Source organism: Paenibacillus sp. FSL R5-0914 (assembly GCF_038004525.1).
GTDB lineage: Bacteria > Bacillota > Bacilli > Paenibacillales > Paenibacillaceae > Paenibacillus_AQ.
In genome coordinates, this window is record NZ_JBBORH010000003.1 from 331,297 (window position 1) to 348,766 (window position 17,470).

Sequence of the window (17,470 nt, forward strand, 5' to 3'; positions counted from 1 at the left end):
TTATAAAATAAATTCCCGATAAGGGACGTTCCATACGGTCTCGTGAGCCAAGCGATGCCCCTGATAGCCATCTTCGCCAAAAGCGGTTCCATGATCAGAAAACGCCAGACAGAAGGTAGGATTACCGCGTTCCCGGAAGGCATCGAATAATCGGCCCAGTTCACCATCCACATAGCGGAGTGCGGCGCGCTGGCTGTCTACGGAGTCCTTTTTAGCACCGGGTATAAAATAATGGTTCGGCCCGTGGATGGCTGAGACATTGAGGAACATGAACAATCTTTGTTCGCCCGGAGTATCCTTCAACAGCTTCAAGGCATGATTCACCTGATGCTCTGTGGAACGCGGATTGGTGACCCCGAACGTCATCCGCCAGTAGCTGTGCTGGAAATAGCTTGGTAACACACGAGCGAGTGGATTTTTTTTGGTGAAAAAAAGAACGCCCCCAATACAAACCGTACGGTAGCCCTCGGCAGCAAGCCCGGATACGATATCGGGTGTATCGAACAGCCAGGTATGGGGATGCGTCTTCATTCCGGTGTTTCGGGAATGGAACATTCGGATATGTTCCGTCTTATCCGTTGTGGCTGGAGTAGGCAAAAAACCGCCGAAGAAGGCGTGATGAGCCGCATAGGTAAAGCTGCCTGGGGTATGTCTCTTCTCCCATGATCCGGTTCCGCACAAGTTCGGGCAGTTTGATTCTTCCATAACAGCAGCATCATAACGAAGAGTATCGAGTGTGATCATAAGAATGTCATGAGTGCCGACGATGGTGTTCATATCCATTAAGATAATCCTTCCTTTATAAGCGGTGTGGAGGGAGGTGTGATATAGTCTCTAGCCGACAATACCTTCATTTCCCATTCGTAGGTGCTGCAGCCGCGGTATTTCACATCGTACAGCAAGTCGCCAAATGGATTGACATCCGCGACAAAACATTGCTGTGAACCCTCGGAGACGAGTACATCGATTCCGGCTACCCCGGAACGGGGAAAAGCAGCCAGTGCTTGCACAGCGGTATTCCGCACCTGCTCCTGTACGGATTCAGACAGACCGGCTTCCGAAAGAGACATCCGCTGGTTGCGTAAATGCAGATTCGTAATTGGTGTAGGGCTGACCCGGGCAACCGCGTGGCAGGCCTCGCGGAGAACGACTAGCTGGCGAATATCGAATGCTTTACCCTTAAGCCCCGCTTTAGGGATCCATTGCTCAGCATAAGCACCGTGCTGGTAGATCCAGTTCATAATTCCCGAGATTGTGGCGGTATCCGTGTACCGTCGCAGTTTACCGGAATTATAGTAAATGGGTGGTCGAGTGATGTAATCCTCGACCCCCACTGTTGTTAAGGCAATTTCGGCCCCCGTCACAGGATGGATTTGATAGGCGATCACTCCAGAAGCGGCAGAACCAAAGGCCAGCTTAATGAATACCCGGTGCATGCGCCGGGATAACATCATCTCCCGGAGAGAGTCATAATCCGTAGGCTGCTGATCTTCGCCTACTGGGCGAGGGATTGGAATCCCTGCCTCGCTCAGAATCTGTTGTGTCTGGCGTTTATCGGTCATGGCCGCAATGTCAGTAGGGTCATTTAACCACAGCGAACCTGGACACGCGGTGTTGGCCTCTCGCTGTAGTCTAGCCAGCATTCGGCAGTAGCCACGGAACCATTGAGATGGATGATGCAGGACACCTTGCATTTCCTTCAATTGACGGGCTACCTTCACGCGGAGTGGTCGCGGATCAGGTCTATCGGCGAAGGGATGAAGGGAATCGTCCATATCATCCGAATCCGGTGCACCCAGAGCGATAATGGCTCGTTCTATCTCGAAGCTGCTGCCAGGCGATTCCAGTCTCAGTAGCGGGGGAGCTGCACTGAGATCTACTCCGTTATAAACGGAGGACTGACGGGGTATCTGTTTCTTCTGCTCTTCCATAAGATCACCTAACGATCTTCCTTGCAGAAACTCAGCGTACGATAAAATAATGGCAGGGGGCATTCCAAGATCGGAACGCGCTTGCTGGATGCCGCTAGTCCGTTTATCACCGGGAATACCGATAACGATCATCGGCCTCATGAGTGGCTCACTCTGTGATGGAAGGATAACGCCAGTCTTCCTCATCATCGCTTTCCTGCTTGTCGCTAACATCAACAGGCAATCCACTTTGCTTCCAGCGGCTAATCATATCGTCGGACATATAATGATGGCTTAGGTTTAATGCTTTTAATTTTTTGATTCTGTCGCTGGCTAGAAGCAATTCCGCCCCCTCATCGCTTAGGGTACCGAGTGATAGATCGAGCGTATCTAGCTGCTCCAGAATAGGAGCATTTGCTAATGCACCTGCGATCTCATCTTGGATCTGGCTATTTTTTAAACCTAGATAAGTAAGCTTAGGGAACTTTCCTACTTCTATAAGAGGGAGAAGATCTGCTAAACTGCCGTCAAATCCGTAGTTATCTACGCCGAGATATAGCTCCAGCTTGCGCAAATTCGGCAATTGGCTAGTTGCAATCTGTTCAAGAACGGCTTTACCTAAGCCTCCACTTATAATAATCAGTTCTTCTAGCTTGTCGTGTTTGAGTTCTGAGAGGCTCAGCTCATTCCCACCTTGAATCGTGAGTGACTGTAGCTCTGGAAAAGCAGGGAGCAACGGCGATAGATCACTTTGGGTAATCCAAGAAATCTCGCATTCCTCATAGCCCATCTCGCCTATGAAAAGCTTGCGCAAAGCAGAGAAACTAGCACTATGCGTAACCAGTGACTCTACAACTTCTTCTGAACTATTTTCGTAGGCTTGCCCCCAATCACCGATAATTAGACTTGTCAGCGAAGAACTTTCAGGGCTGCTACTAAGTTTCTCAATTTCAGTGCCAATTCTTTGGCCTTCTTCGAATTCGTCGTATCCGATACTAAGCTTTACTTCCGTCATGGGCATTCCCTCCCGGAAAAATTTAACTTCGAAAATACCCTATCATCTGTAGCCGAGGGAGTCAAATCACAGGTTTAAATAATTATAGTCAAATTCGTCATGTCCTTGAGCTAATTATTTATGGTAGGTTTATGCTAGGGAGAATTACATTATTTTGAAATATAAGAAAGTATACGTTTCACACTATATTTTATCCTTATATTTCTCGCTAAACGCTTACCGTCCTTATAAGGACTCCGAAGGCGATTATACTTGAAGGAGCTGTTCTGATGAAGATCAAAATTCAGGAATGGATAATAGAAGCGGATATTGCAAAGCTGCAAGCGGCTATGGAAGCAGGCGTAGTCAGCTCAGAAGATTTGGTAGTAGCCTATTTGGAACGGATTCATAAGTACGATATAGACATAAACGCAATCTTAGAAATCAATCCAGAGGCTAAAGACATCGCTAGAGCAATGGATATTGAACGTAGGGAACAAGGAAGTCGGGGAAGTCTACACGGTATTCCTATATTGTTGAAGGATAATATAGATACTGCGGATGAGATGCATACGAGTGCTGGGTCAATAGCTTTAGCAGGATCATTCGCTGCAAAAGATTCCTTCGTAGCTGCGAAACTTCGGTCGGCAGGAGCTGTTTTGCTTGGAAAGGCGAATATGTCGGAGTGGTCTAACTTTATGTCTAGTTCAATGCCAGCTGGGTATAGCTCCCGGGGAGGGCTAGTGCTGAATCCTTACGGACCGGGGAGCGTATTTGTCAGCGGATCTAGTTCTGGACCTGCGGCAGCTATTGCGGCGAATTTGGCAGCAGCGTCGATCGGAACGGAAACCGCGGGGTCAATTGTTGGGCCAGCCTGTCAGCATGCACTCGTCGGGATCAAACCAACGGTCGGATTAGTCAGTCGTACTGGAGTGATTCCTATTTCAGTTAGCCAAGACACTCCTGGACCTATTGCTAAAACGGTTACGGATGCGGCGATTATTTTGGGGGCATTAACGGGAGTAGATGACAAGGATGAAGCAACATTATCGAGCGAGAAGCATGCTTTTACGGACTATACTCCATTTCTAGATAAAAGCTTTATACGGCAAGCAAGAATAGGCATTCCACGGCATTATTATAACCATTTAGATGCAGAGCGACTTTCAATTATGGAAGCAGCTATCCAGACTTTGAAGAATGAAGGGGCTACGATTATAGATCCGGTTACGCTTTACGTTGAACAACAAAACTGGAATAATGATGTAATCTGTTATGAATTTAAAAAGGGGCTCAACGCGTATTTATCTGGGGTAGATGATTCCGTTCCGATTCACTCTTTGCAAGAACTGATAGCGTATAATGAGCTCCATGCTGAAATCGCATTACAATATGGGCAAGACACATTAACTAGGTCAGAGGAAGTAACTTTAACCGAAGAAGAATATCAGCAAAAGAAACAAGAATACAGAAAGCTTGCACTCGAGCAAGGAATAGATTATGTGTTGGAACAATATAGTTTGGATGCATTATTACTGCCTGGTGATGTAGATGGTATGTATATTGCGGCACGCTTGGGGTATCCGTTAATTACCGTTCCGGCAGGGTATGTAGATCAGGGCATTATTGATGCTGACGGTGATCCTACTCGGGGGCCCTTTGGTGTAGTTTTTTCCGGAAAAGCCTATAGTGAGCCTACGCTCCTATCCATAGCCTATGGGTTTGAACAAGCTACGCAGCATCGTGTTCCACCGCAACTGGAATAGGTATTGACTACTTTATTATAGAAGGAAGAGATCAGCTTGAAATATTGTCTTGAATGTGGAACAGCGTTAGTAATGAAAGAAAGCGATGGGGAAGGGCAGGTACCTTATTGTAATGCATGCGAAATGTTCAGATTCCCTATTTTTAGCACGGCGATCAGTACAGCAGTATTAAATCGGGATATGAATAAGATTCTATTGATCCAGCAGTATAACCGACCAGATTATATATTGCTTGCAGGGTACGTGAATAAAGGTGAAGATGCGGAAACCACACTTATTCGTGAGGTAAAAGAAGAGGTAGGAATGGATATTGTAGCTTATGAATATATGCGCAGCTTGTATTTCGCACCTTCTAATACGCTGATGCTGAATTTTATAGGTGTTGCAGATACGGAGGACTTAAGTCAGGTGAGTGCTGAGGTAGATCATGCAGAATGGTTTACTTTGGAAGAGGCCGCCAGTGCTATTAAAAAGAATAGTCTAGCCGAAACCTTCCTGTTGGCGATTATTGAAAAATTGCATGCAGATCAGGTACAGGTAAATCCAGTGTCGGTAGGAGGAACAATGTAAGATGATAGTATATAGCTTTCAGCGGAGAATATGAGTTTGGCGATGCCGATGGTGCAGGAGATTCTGGAGCGGAGGTAAAACAATGTTTAATCAAGAGAAAAGAACAATGACGACCGAAAGATTGATTTTGAGACCCTTTGAATTATCTGATGCCAAACGTGTCTCTGACCTCTGCAATAATTATAATATCTACAAAAGTACGTTGACCCTACCTTATCCATACACTATCGAATGTGCAATATCATGGATTGAAGCTCATGAAGAGAATTTTATCAATAATATGTATTATGAGTTTGCGATTACTGATAAAAGTACAAACGAGCTTTATGGAGCTATAGGACTGACAAATAAGCAAGCACACAGAAATGGTGAAGTTGGATATTGGATCGGTGAGGAATATTGGGGGAAAGGATACGCGACTGAAGCAACAAAAGCGATCATTGCGTTTGCTTTTTCAGAAAAGCATTATCATAAAGTATTTGCAAGACACTTTGCTTCAAATCCCAGCTCTGGGCGAGTGATGCAGAAATGTGGAATGGTGGAGGAAGGCATTTTATTACAGCATATCTATAAAGAAAATAAATATGATGACCTTATTCATTATGGAATTATAAACACTAAAGGTTAAGCTACATACAGTGAATTTTAAAGTTTTTACAAGCATATAAAACAAAAAGGAGCCGAAGGGCTCCTTTTTATAGTTCTACCATTGACCTTTGCTGACAGATCGGATGGATTTTATTATTTAAGCTTATATACACGAGCTTCATAAGGACGAAGCTGAATTGTGTTTAGTTCTTCTTCTGGATTTACTTCGTAGTTGGCAATAAGCAATTCCTTCGCTTGGAATTTCACAGTAGAAGGAAGTTCGAAAGTCGTAGGCTCTCCGAAGAAATTCAATACAACCAGTAGCTGTTCTTCTCCAAGAGTACGTAGATAAGCGTATACCTGCTCATTCTCCTCGGCCAAGATTGTATAGTTTCCGTATACGATAATCTCATGCTGCTTACGCAGTTCAATTAGCTTCTTATAGTAGTGGAAAATAGAATCGGGATCAGCCAGTGCCTTCTCTACGTTGATATCTTTGTAGTTAGGGTTCACAGCCAACCACGGATTGCCGGTAGTGAAGCCTGCCTGCGGTTCCGAGTTCCATTGCATCGGCGTACGGCCATTGTCCCGACCTTTGATGTAAATGGAATTCATGATTTTTTCTTCCGAGTGTCCGGCAGCCAAGTATTCCTTATACATATTTACAATTTCAATATCCTTGTAGTCATCGATGGAAGCAAATTGTACATTTGTCATGCCGATTTCTTCACCTTGATAGATGTAAGGTGTACCTTGGAGCGTATGAAGCAGTGTTGCTAGCATTTTGCCAGACTCTTTCGGGAACAGCTTATCATCACCAAAGCGGGATAGCATACGCGGCTGATCATGGTTGTTCATATACAAGCTGTTCCAACCCTTACCGTCGAGTGCGACTTGCCACTTGGAAATAATGGACTTAATGTCCGCCAGCTTCCAAGGTTGTACATTCCATTTACCTCCAGGACCGGAATCGACGTCCATGAGCTCGAAATGGAATACCATGTTCAGCTCGTTACGATCCTCGGAAACATACAGTGAAGCTTCTTCTGGAGTGACATTAACGGCTTCACCCACTGTCATGATATCGTACTTGGATAGCACCTCACGGTTCATTTCCTGCATATACTCATGTACGCGTGGACCGTTAACGAAATAGTCTCCACCGAAGTGGTACGTGGGCTGTTCTCCGTTACTTTCCCCAGAAACGCTAGGTAATTCCGGTACTTTGGAGATCAGGTTGATTACGTCCATGCGGAATCCGTCAATTCCTTTATCCAGCCACCAGGTCATCATATCGTAGATTTCCTTGCGGAGCTTTGGATTGTCCCAATTTAGATCGGGTTGTTTACGGGAGAATAGATGGAGGTAATATTCCTCTGATTTCTCATCGTATTCCCAAGCTGATCCACTGAAGAAGGAGCCCCAGTCGTTCGGCGGCTGTCCGTCTTTACCCGGACGCCAGATATAATAATCACGATAAGGATTGTCCTGCGATTTGCGGGACTCTACGAACCAAGCATGCTCATCTGAGGAATGGTTGACCACAAGGTCCATAATCAGCTTCATGCCACGGCTGTGAAGACCAGCAAGCAGTTCCTCCCAATCGGAGAGCGTTCCGAAATCATCCATAATACTTTGATAATTACTGATATCATAACCGTTATCGTCATTAGGCGACTGGTACACTGGGCACAGCCACACCACGTCGACACCAAGATGATTTAAATAATCAAGTTTCGAAATAATCCCTTGCAGATCACCAATACCATCCCCGTTACTGTCTTTAAAGCTACGGGGGTAAATTTGATACACTACGCTTTCTTTCCACCATTTTTTATCCAAGGTTGTAATCTCCTATCTCTATATAGATCTTACTATTTTATTTAATGGATCCTGATGTAAGTCCGCTGATAATCCATTTTTGTGCGAACAAATAGACGATGAGCATCGGGGTTAATGCGAGCAAATATGAAGCGAAAGCTAAGTTGAAATCTGTACTGAACTGCCCCTGGAATACATATTGTACCAGCGGAAGTGTGTAGGAATCCTGATCGCCGAGCAGAACCAGCGGTAGCATAAAGTCATTCCAAGTGGATAGACAAGACAGGATACCGATCGTTGCACTAACAGGAGCAAGAAGCGGAAAAATAATCTTCCAGAACGTTCCGAAGGTTGATGCACCGTCTACTGTAGCCGCTTCTTCCAGTTCATACGGAATGGAACGGATATAACCGGTGTAAACAAACACGTTAAAGGCCAGACCATATACGACGTATAGAATAATAATCCCTACAATGTTGTTCATGTGCAGATCCGTAGTCACTTTGACCACAGGCAGCATGATAATCTGGAAAGGGATAAACATTGCGCTGATAAAATAGAAGTACAGCACTTTGAAAAATCTTCGCTTCATATTACGTGCAATAGCATAGGCTACCATGGAGTTGGTAAGCAATATGAACACGACTGTTGTAATGGTAATCACGGTACTATTTCCTAATGCATTGAAGAAATTCGTTGCTTTAATCGCATTGGAGAAGTTCTCAAAATGCAGGCCAGTTGGCAGCGAGAAGATTGATTGAGCCATTTCCTCGGGATTCTTGAGTGCGATGGCAATGGTCATGTACAGCGGAAACAGGATCAGTATTGAGCCTAGGGCGATAAGAATCGTTACAGGCCAGTTGGTTGATTTTTTGATCATAAGTCCATCTCCCGTTTCTGCAGAAATTTAAGCTGAAGGGCGGAGATAACGACAATCACGATAAAATAAATCACGGCGTTCGCCGATTGATAGGCAAATTCTCCGCCTTGGAAGCCGCCTGTGTAGATTAAGTGGGCAATGGATTGCGTTGAACGACCTGGACCCCCGCCTGTCAAGGCAACGATTTGGTCGAATACCATTAGACCGCCCTTCATCGCGAGCACCATATTGATGGTGAAGAAGGAAGCAAGCATTGGAAACGTAATGCTCCAGAATTCTCTCCAGCGGCTAGCGCCGTCCAGATTGGAAGCTTCGTAAAGATCATGAGGAATGGTTTGAAGACCCGCAAGATAGAGAATCGTGTTATAAGCAATCCCCTGCCAAACGGCTACAATGACGATACCGATCCAAGCCCAGTCGGAGTTACCGAGAATGTTCTGTGATAGGAATTCGCTGCCGATTTTCGCACCCCAAATAGGGAATACATTAGCGAACAAGTAGTTAAAAATAAAACCAACAATCAATACGCTGAGGATATTCGGCAAGAAATATACGCCACGGAAAAAGTTTTTAGCTTTAATTTTGGCGTTAAGTCCAAGCGCAATCAACAAGCTGATGATATTGATAAGAATAGTGGTTAGAATGGCATATTTAAAAGTGAACACATATGAATTCAACACATTTTCATCTTGAAAAATGTTAATGAAGTTCTTAAATCCTACGTAATCAAAGCTGTCACTAAAGCCGTCCCAGTTCGTGAACGAATAATATATACCCTGGATTGCAGGAAAGGTATGGAAGGCAAAGAAAAGAAGTAATGCCGGTATAGTCATCAGATAAAAGGCGACTCGGCGTTTGGCCATCATGTAATCCTCCTCATTGTAAAAGCGAAAGAGAAGAGGGGAAGCCCCGTTCTCTTTCGCGGTTCATGTTTGTCTGATCAGTTTATTTCCGGTTAGCTACTTTATCCCATTCCTTATCAAGCTGTTCTAGGTAAGCTTTAATGTCTTTCTTTTGCAAGAAGGATTGGTTGATGGTATCCACTTTCATCGCACTTGGGATGTAGTGGTCAGCAAAGTCAGCCAAGTTGCCAGCGGTAAACGCTTCTTTGAAGCCATCCATCGTTGGATCATCTTGTGTTACACCTTTTACAGCTGGGAATGCTTTTTGCTCATTGATGTATAGGCTAACATTCTCAGGTTGAAGCAGGAAATCTACGAATTTCTTTGCTTCTTCTTTATGTTTAGTGTTCTTGGAAATCGTCAGCAACGTATCTACGCCAGAAATGACTTTGTTATCGGCAGCATCATTTGTTGCTGGGAATGGGAATACGCCAAGTTCAATGGATGGATTGGCTTTCACGATTTCTGGGATCGCCCATACGCCTTGCAGGTACATTGCGGATTCACCTTTAGCGAATGCTGTGTTTCCGTCATTGTAACCTTTACCAAAAATATCTTTTTGTCCGTATTCCGTCAGCTTAAGCAGCTTTTCAGCAACCTCGTTAAAGCTGTCTGCGAAGGTTACAGTGCCTGCCGCACGCTCCTTGAAGAAATCATTCCCTTTAATGATCGTGGAGAGGGAGTTGAACGGCGTAAGTGTTGTCCATGAATCCTTCAGTGTCAGGTAAAAAGCATTTTTACCGCTGTCTTTGAACTTTTGAGCGACAGCCATGAACTCATCCCAAGTAGTTGGAACAGTAACACCGGCTTCAGCGAACATCGCTTTATTGTAAATAACACCACTTGCGTTTGAAGAGAATGGGAGACCATTCAGTTCGTCCGAACCCGTCAGGTCTTTCAGCATTTGGAGATATGCTGGCTGGATATTCTCAGCGAGTGGATCACCTGTGAAATCTTCAAAAAGACCGCTGCCAGATAACGTCTTGTAGGTGTCAGTTGCTCCGATCCCTACCACGTCAGGAATATCTTTCTTCGCTGCACGAGTTTTCAATACGGTTTCAGCATCTGGCGGGTTAACCTGTGTGACAACAATATTTGGATTGGCTTCATTGAATTTCGCAACCAGCTTGTCGAAGGTGGCTTTGGCTTCGGTTTTATTTTGGAAAAACTCGACTTTTACCTTTTCACCGGAGGAGGCATTTCCACCACTATTTGCGCTGTTGTCAGCCGCATTGCTACCACAGGCACTAAGTACGGACATAGCCAGTACGCTAACCACTACGGGTTTGATTGTTTTTTTCATGATTAAATCCTCCTAATAATTTGTTGGTATTATGAACATGTAAGAGATTAAACATGTACGTAAATGAAAACTAATTGATATTCTGCTACTTATAGGCGGCAGATATGCATCACCAATAGAGAGAGTAAACGTTTACGTAAAAGGGGTAAAAAGACTCAGGTAAGTGATCTTACCGTTTGTCTTTCCACGATTAAGTGATCGACAATTTTACTATCCACAGTCTCGCCTGTTTCAATCATCTGAATAAGCTTCTCTACGGCGATCTTACCAATATCGTACAGTGGTTGACGCACTGTAGTTAACGGAGGAATAATCATTTTCGCCATTCCAAGATCGTCATAACCCATAATGGATATATCGTCGGGAACACTTAAACCATATTTGATGACCGTGGAAAGAGCACCAATCGCCATTTCATCACTAGCGGCAAAGACGGCAGTGACATCAGGGGCTTGCTCCAAGAGAGCTTCCATTGCAATGCTCCCGCTTTCATACAGAAAGTCTCCAAAGGTGAGATAGCGGCTGTCGAAAGGAATCCCACTCGCTTCAAGCGCTTTACGATATCCCTCGGCTCTGGGTGCACCAGCGATAGCATCGCTTGGATTTCCGCTGATCATGGCTATTTTGCTATGACCTTTGGAAATTAAGTAGAGGGTAGCATCATAAGCAGCCTGGTAATCGTCTACTTTCACGTAAGGTACACTGGCAAATTCCGTTTGGGAAGAAACCAACACAACTGGGATCTTCATGGTTTCTAGCACATCGTAATACTCTTTCTTCAAGACCTCACTAGAGTAAATAATGCCATCGACCTGCTTCTCCCTTAAGAGCTGTAAGTACTTTAACGTTCGTTTACCATCCTGGTCGGTATTACAGACCATTACACTGTAATTGCGGTCATTGGCCAATTCCTCAATGCCTTTAAGCAGATCGGAGGAGAACGCTCCAGAAACACTTGGAAACATTACACCAATGGTTTGCGTACGCTTATTGATTAGGCCACGAGCAATCGCGTTAGGTTGATAGCCGAGTTCTTTGATAGCTTCATTTACCTTTTGTTTCGTCTTGTCGGAGTACCCACTTAAATTGTTTAGCACGCGAGAGACTGTTGCAATGGAAACGTTCGCTTTTTGTGCAACATCTTTAATTGTTGGGTTCATTCATACGACTCCTTAGATTACGGTTAGCCTAAGATTAAACGTTTACGCTTCGAAAATCAAATTCCTTGAAAAGTATTACGTAAACGCTTACCCTGAATATAAATCCTGGCAGGTATGCTTGTCAACTCCACTTAAAAAATATGTGAATGATAAGAACCATGAAAGGTAATTATTTTTTAATAGAATGAAACCGATTAAATTACCAGAAAATCTCTGTTAAAGTGGTGTATAAGAGGAAGAAATGTAGTTGGAGCAGGATATTAAGAATACAGAGACCCAGAATTGACAAAAGAATATTAGAGGACTAACATTTAGACAGTAAACGCTTACGTGAAATCGGATTGACATGTTTATCGTTGGTTTAGTGTTTAACCGGATAAGGAGCTGCGCTTATGAATATTTATCTCGAAATTCCAGATGTGGATAAGCATTTTCCTTTTAGAAGTTTACTATGTGGAGGAGATACGCTGTGCTATCCGCATTGGCATAAAGAAATTGAAATTATATATGTAACTAAAGGAAGTCTAAATCTGGGAATAAATGATACCCCTATTCACATGGAGCAGGGTGAGGTTCAATTTATCAACGGTGGGGATGTTCATTATTTTCTCGCTTCACCTGAAAGCGAACGGGTAGTAATTCAATTCGATCTTAACCTGTTTCAGGAAGTCGCAGCTTTGAGCGGAAATGATTATTCGCTTCGTGAGGTTTTTACGCTTATGGAGCATTCTAGTTCAAAATGGCCCAAAGCAACCGCCGTGAAGATCAAAGGGCTGATTGAGAGTATTTATGAGGAAGACGTGCAGCGAAGAGATGGGTACGCTTACTTAATCAAAGCTAGATTGTTTGAACTATTGACCGTTATTTTACGGGAAGTGCCTAAGAGTGCACTCAATAAACAGCCTAAGTTCTCGGAAGATACGCTGAACCAGTCCAGAGAAACACTGGAAAGATTAGAGCGGATTTTTATCTATGTAGAGCAGCATTACCAGGAAGCCATTACGCTGAATGAGGTAGCTAGCTATATGGGCTTTAGTCCGTATTATTTTACCAAGCTATTCAAGAAGAATACTGGTATGACCTTTATAGCTTTCTTAAACGAATATCGGCTTAACAAAGCTAAATGGATCTTAATCAATGAAGATTTGCCGATGTCTGCGGTGGCGGAAGCCGCCGGGTTTGGCAGCGTGAAGACATTCCATCATTTTTTCAAAGATGCCACGGGGATATCCCCCCTAAAATACCATAAGACAATATTCGGGAATAATACAGCAAGAATGCAGGAAGAAAGACGCCCCCGGGCTTTGTATGATAGAGATATCAAAACAGGAACAAGTGGAGGTTAGAATAAAAATGACATTAACAGTAGGAATTATCGGCTGCGGAGGCATTGCAAACGGCAAACATATGCCAGCGCTATCAAAAGTGGAAGGTGCTCGAATGGTTGCTTTTTGCGATATCGTTCCAGAGCGCGCTGAGAAGGCAAAAGCGGAGTTTGGGGATGAGGGCTCCGTGGTTTACACAGATTATAAAGAGCTTCTTAAAGATGCAAGTATAGATGTAATTCATGTATGTACACCAAACATTTCCCATGCAGAGATTTCCATTGCGGCAATGGAGGCAGGCAAGCATGTAATGTGTGAAAAGCCGATGGCTAAGACCACAGCAGAAGCGCAAGCAATGATCGATGCTTCAAAACGAACTGGGAAGAAGCTGACCATCGGTTACCAAAACCGTTTCAGACCAGATTCAGCTTATCTGCATACGGTATGCGAGAATGATGGTCTTGGAGAGATTTATTATGCTAAAGCTAAAGCGATCCGTCGTCGTGCCGTTCCAACGTGGGGCGTGTTTCTGGACGAGGAAGCGCAAGGCGGAGGTCCATTGATTGATATCGGTACTCATGCCCTTGATTTGACTCTTTGGATGATGGATAACTACAAACCAAAATATGTTGTCGGTAACGCTTATCATAAGCTGTCCGGTCGTAAAAACGCTGCGAACGCTTGGGGCCCGTGGGATCCAGAGAAATTTACAGTTGAGGATTCCGCAATTGGATTCATTACTATGGAGAATGGAGCTAGCATCGTTCTCGAAGCAAGCTGGGCGCTGAATACCCTTGATGTTGGTGAAGCTAAAACTGTGCTTTGCGGTACTGAAGGTGGAGCGGACATGGAAAACGGTCTGCGCATTAACGGAGAAGAATACGGCAAGACATTCGAGAAGCATATCAGCCTGGAAGCCGGCGGCGTTGACTTTTATGATGGCGCGGGAGATGATCCTGCATTGACCGAGGCTACTCAGTGGATCGAAAGCATCGTCAATGACACCGAGCCTGTAGTGAAGCCAGAGCAGGCGCTCGTTGTTACCCGCATCTTGGAGGCTATTTATAAATCCTCTGAGACTGGCATGCCTGTATTTTTTGAAAAGTAAGAAAGTATAAGTTCCACGTTATACTTAATCCTTACTTTTCTATGAGAAACGTTTGTCATCTTCTAAGGATGACAACGGCGTTTCTTCTTGAATAAACAGTCAAGTTTAACGACATAGATAACTATGAACTAGGAGTGTGTCCAAAGTGACCAGAGTAACGGTATGGAATGAATTCCGCCATGAACGGCAGGAAGAGAGAATTCTCAAGGTCTATCCGCAAGGGATTCACGGACAATTGGCAAGCTTCCTTCAGGAAGCTGGACTGGACGCTCAGACAGCTACGCTGGATGAACCGGAGCATGGACTGACACAAGAAGTGTTGGATAACACAGATGTACTGATTTGGTGGGGACATGTTGCCCATCAAGAAGTTAGTGATGAGATTGTAAATCGTGTTCACCAAAGAGTGCTTCAAGGCATGGGGCTAGTAGTGCTTCATTCGGGTCATATGTCCAAAATATTCATGAAGTTAATGGGCACCAGCTGTGATCTAAAGTGGCGTGAAGCAGGGGAGAAGGAGCGTCTTTGGGTTATGGACCCAAGTCACCCGATTGCTGAGGGCATTGGTGAATTTATCGATTTGGAGCAAGAGGAAATGTACGGAGCACATTTTGATGTGCCAGCACCAGAGAGTCTAATTTTTGTCGGCTGGTTTGAAGGCGGCAATGTGTTCCCAAGCGGATCGACCTATCGTCGTGGGAACGGGAAGATCTTTTATTTCCAACCTGGTCATGAATCTTATCCAACCTATTACAACAAAGAAATCCAAAGAGTGATCATCAATGGCGTGAACTGGTGTGCACCAACGAAGCGTGATTATCCAGTTTACGGACATTCTGAAGCTTTGGAGCCAATCAAAGAAAAGGTGGTATTATAAATGAAATTAGGCGTATTTGATCCTGTATTTGGAAGTTTGACTCTCGATGAGATGCTTGATAAAATCGCTGCTGCTGGTTTGAATGCGGTAGAGATCGGTTCAGGAGGCAATCCCGGAAATGCCCACTGTCCAACAGATGAGCTTCTTGCCAGCGAATCAGCACGTAAGGAATATCTGGAGAAGTTCACGAAACGTGGCATTATGATCAGTGCATTCAGTTGCCATAATAACCCGATTTCGCCGGATAAAGAAGAAGCTCGTGAAGGCGACGAAATTCTGCGTAAGTCGATCAAGCTAGCTTCGCTAATGGGCGTTAAGGTAGTGAACACTTTCTCGGGAACCGCGGGAGACAGCGACGATGCAAAAGCACCGAACTGGCCAGTTACTCCTTGGCCTACCGTGTACAGCGACATCAAAACCTGGCAGTGGGAGCATAAACTGATCCCTTACTGGAAGGAAATTGGTAAGCTTGCTGAGGAGCATGGCGTTAAGATCGGTATCGAGCTTCATGGCGGATTCCTCTGCCATACTCCTTACACGATTCTGAAGCTTAGAGAAGCAACCTGTGATGCGATCGGCGCGAATCTAGACCCGAGCCATCTGTGGTGGCAAGGCATCGATCCTGTAGGCGCGATCAAGATTCTTGGTAAAGCTGGCGCGATCCATCATTTCCATGCCAAGGACACGTACCTGGATCAGGACAATATCAATATGTATGGTTTGACAGACATGCAGCCTTATGGCGATGTTCAGACCCGCGCGTGGACCTTCCGCTCCGTTGGCTGTGGACACAGCATATCTGAATGGTCGGATATCATGAGTGCGCTGCGTACTTACGGTTATGATTATGTGGTCAGCATCGAGCATGAAGACCCTCTTATGACGGTAGACGAAGGCTTCCAACGTGCCGTAACCAATTTGCAATCCATTCTTATTCGCGATCAACCACAAGGTATGTGGTGGGCGTAAGAATAGTTTAAGAACGAAAGGTCTTGATTCTCTAGTGTTTGTAGAGGATCAAGATCTTTTTTTGCGTGTTTATGTGGATGTGGGTTAGGATAATGTGCGGATGAAGAAAATAGCAGAAAGCAAGGTTCTAAGATGAATAAAGGAGAGACAACAATGTTACTAGAAGTTATTGCTACAACATTAAGTGATGCAGTACTGGCCGAGCGTTATGGAGCTGATCGAATTGAATTGATTACTGGGATCAGTGAAGGGGGATTGACGCCCAGTCTGGGACTTATTGAAAAAGTGCGCAATGCTGTCTCTATCCCGGTCAGGGTAATGGTTAGACCCCATGCCAGATCCTTTTATTATGATAAGGATGATATAGAAACCATGGAGCAGGATATTCAGCATATCGTATCTATCGGCGGGTTATCTGTCGTAATGGGCATGTTACGCCCTAATGGAACAATTGACGAAGAGTCACTTCAAAGGTTGCTTCGTACTGCAAAAGGTTTGGAGGTGACATTCCATCGTGCTTTTGATGAAGTGAGGGATCAATTTGAGGCGTTAGAAATATTGATGCGTTATCCTCAAATTACTGACATTCTAACATCAGGAGCCGAGAATACAGCCCCTAAAGGTGCGGAACGTCTTGCTGCGCTGGAGCAGCTTACCTCGAAGCAATCTATATCTATTCTTGCTGGCAGTGGGTTAACGGCAGATGGGTTAAGTGATTTTATAAAACAAACGGGTGTGCGCCGAGTGCATTTCGGTTCTGCCGTTAGAGAAGATGGAGATGCGCTAAAGCCGATAGATCCTCTTCGCTTGCAGGTTGTTCGAAACTTTTTGGATCAAAGAAAAGAGCAGTAACCTCACCGGTACTTATTGATTTCATTCTCCAATAGGCTTGTCCGTTGATTTCGATTTTATTTCCTCATATTGGATGATATTATAAAATCGGAATATGAAATTTGCAAATGTTGATCAAGCCAAATATGACAATCGGAGGATGATCCATGCTTATGTAGAGACTCATCCTGAGCTTGACGAGCTATATGAAGAGCTAAAGGGTAAAGGAGCAGAATTTGTTCAAGAGCCTGATCTTCAGGAAGCAGACTGGGGGAACTGGAAGGATTTTGCGATTAAAGATCCGGATGGATACGTGAGTGCATTTGGTTCAGGTAAGAAACATTAGTTGTCTAATCATGAAATACTGAGCATATAAAATATAGAGCTGATCTTTGGTTATCCAAAGGTCGGCTTTTTTAATGTGCGTTCACTTGGTTACAGTATTGCAATCTCTGCGTCAAATGTG

General features: G+C 44.4%; 17 protein-coding genes. 9 read left to right on the plus strand and 8 right to left on the minus strand.

Annotation, left to right across the window (positions count from 1 at the left end; translation table 11 throughout):
* Genes MKX60_RS24780 through MKX60_RS24790 form a run of 3 tightly spaced genes read right to left on the minus strand, consistent with a single transcriptional unit; the run spans position 1 to position 2,925 of the window.
* Positions 1–783: an STM4013/SEN3800 family hydrolase gene (locus MKX60_RS24780; protein ID WP_341061295.1), complete on the minus strand. Its 783-nt coding sequence runs from the start codon at positions 781–783 to the stop codon at positions 1–3.
* Entirely contained in the window at positions 783–2,120 is a 1,338-nt protein-coding gene (locus tag MKX60_RS24785; protein WP_341061296.1) for an STM4014 family protein, read from the minus strand. Before MKX60_RS24785 ends, MKX60_RS24780 begins: the two co-directional genes overlap by 1 nt.
* Positions 2,080–2,925 (minus strand): STM4015 family protein, encoded by an 846-nt coding sequence (locus MKX60_RS24790; RefSeq protein ID WP_341061298.1) that lies wholly within the window; start codon positions 2,923–2,925, stop codon positions 2,080–2,082. Before MKX60_RS24790 ends, MKX60_RS24785 begins: the two co-directional genes overlap by 41 nt.
* A 269-nt stretch (positions 2,926–3,194) precedes the next feature.
* Here MKX60_RS24790 and MKX60_RS24795 point away from each other — a divergent pair, with 269 nt between their 5' ends.
* The 3 genes from MKX60_RS24795 (at position 3,195) to MKX60_RS24805 (ending at position 5,868) form a co-directional block, all read left to right on the plus strand.
* Positions 3,195–4,670: an amidase family protein gene (locus tag MKX60_RS24795; protein ID WP_341061299.1), complete on the plus strand. Its 1,476-nt coding sequence runs from the start codon at positions 3,195–3,197 to the stop codon at positions 4,668–4,670.
* A gap of 36 nt (positions 4,671–4,706) precedes the next feature.
* The gene (locus MKX60_RS24800; protein ID WP_076301064.1) at positions 4,707–5,240 is read left to right on the plus strand and encodes an NAD(+) diphosphatase; all 534 of its coding nucleotides are present in this window, start codon (positions 4,707–4,709) and stop codon (positions 5,238–5,240) included.
* 82 nt (positions 5,241–5,322) lie between these two features.
* Positions 5,323–5,868, plus strand: a complete 546-nt coding sequence (locus MKX60_RS24805) for a GNAT family N-acetyltransferase (protein WP_076301065.1) — start codon at positions 5,323–5,325, stop codon at positions 5,866–5,868.
* A gap of 113 nt (positions 5,869–5,981) precedes the next feature.
* Here MKX60_RS24805 and MKX60_RS24810 read toward each other — a convergent pair whose 3' ends face one another.
* From MKX60_RS24810 to MKX60_RS24830, 5 genes are all read right to left on the minus strand, one after another.
* Entirely contained in the window at positions 5,982–7,670 is a 1,689-nt protein-coding gene (locus MKX60_RS24810; protein ID WP_076301066.1) for a glycoside hydrolase family 13 protein, read from the minus strand.
* Positions 7,671–7,707: 37 nt separating this feature from the next.
* Complete coding sequence (locus MKX60_RS24815; RefSeq protein WP_179085741.1) at positions 7,708–8,529, minus strand: carbohydrate ABC transporter permease; 822 nt, start codon at positions 8,527–8,529, stop codon at positions 7,708–7,710.
* A complete protein-coding gene (locus tag MKX60_RS24820) occupies positions 8,526–9,392 on the minus strand; it encodes a carbohydrate ABC transporter permease (RefSeq protein ID WP_042185429.1) in 867 nt (288 codons plus the stop codon). The genes MKX60_RS24815 and MKX60_RS24820 overlap by 4 nt, the downstream gene beginning before the upstream one ends.
* A gap of 82 nt (positions 9,393–9,474) precedes the next feature.
* Positions 9,475–10,734 (minus strand): ABC transporter substrate-binding protein, encoded by a 1,260-nt coding sequence (locus tag MKX60_RS24825; RefSeq protein WP_076284000.1) that lies wholly within the window; start codon positions 10,732–10,734, stop codon positions 9,475–9,477.
* 155 nt (positions 10,735–10,889) lie between these two features.
* Entirely contained in the window at positions 10,890–11,894 is a 1,005-nt protein-coding gene (locus tag MKX60_RS24830; RefSeq protein WP_076284001.1) for a LacI family DNA-binding transcriptional regulator, read from the minus strand.
* A gap of 392 nt (positions 11,895–12,286) precedes the next feature.
* Here MKX60_RS24830 and MKX60_RS24835 point away from each other — a divergent pair, with 392 nt between their 5' ends.
* The 6 genes from MKX60_RS24835 to MKX60_RS24860 all read left to right on the plus strand — a co-directional run bounded on the left by MKX60_RS24835 (position 12,287) and on the right by MKX60_RS24860 (position 17,350).
* On the plus strand, positions 12,287–13,240 hold the full coding sequence (locus tag MKX60_RS24835; RefSeq protein WP_341061301.1) for an AraC family transcriptional regulator: 954 nt from the start codon (positions 12,287–12,289) through the stop codon (positions 13,238–13,240).
* A gap of 7 nt (positions 13,241–13,247) precedes the next feature.
* Positions 13,248–14,327: a Gfo/Idh/MocA family protein gene (locus MKX60_RS24840; protein WP_042185435.1), complete on the plus strand. Its 1,080-nt coding sequence runs from the start codon at positions 13,248–13,250 to the stop codon at positions 14,325–14,327.
* A gap of 145 nt (positions 14,328–14,472) precedes the next feature.
* The gene (locus MKX60_RS24845; protein WP_341061302.1) at positions 14,473–15,204 is read left to right on the plus strand and encodes a ThuA domain-containing protein; all 732 of its coding nucleotides are present in this window, start codon (positions 14,473–14,475) and stop codon (positions 15,202–15,204) included.
* Positions 15,205–16,173: a sugar phosphate isomerase/epimerase family protein gene (locus tag MKX60_RS24850; RefSeq protein ID WP_042185436.1), complete on the plus strand. Its 969-nt coding sequence runs from the start codon at positions 15,205–15,207 to the stop codon at positions 16,171–16,173.
* Between the two features lie 153 nt (positions 16,174–16,326).
* Positions 16,327–17,025 carry a copper homeostasis protein CutC gene (locus tag MKX60_RS24855; RefSeq protein WP_341061303.1) on the plus strand — a complete coding sequence of 233 codons (699 nt, stop codon included), beginning with the start codon at positions 16,327–16,329 and terminating at the stop codon, positions 17,023–17,025.
* Positions 17,026–17,119: 94 nt separating this feature from the next.
* Complete coding sequence (locus MKX60_RS24860; RefSeq protein WP_341061304.1) at positions 17,120–17,350, plus strand: VOC family protein; 231 nt, start codon at positions 17,120–17,122, stop codon at positions 17,348–17,350.
* Positions 17,351–17,470 lie beyond the last annotated feature (120 nt).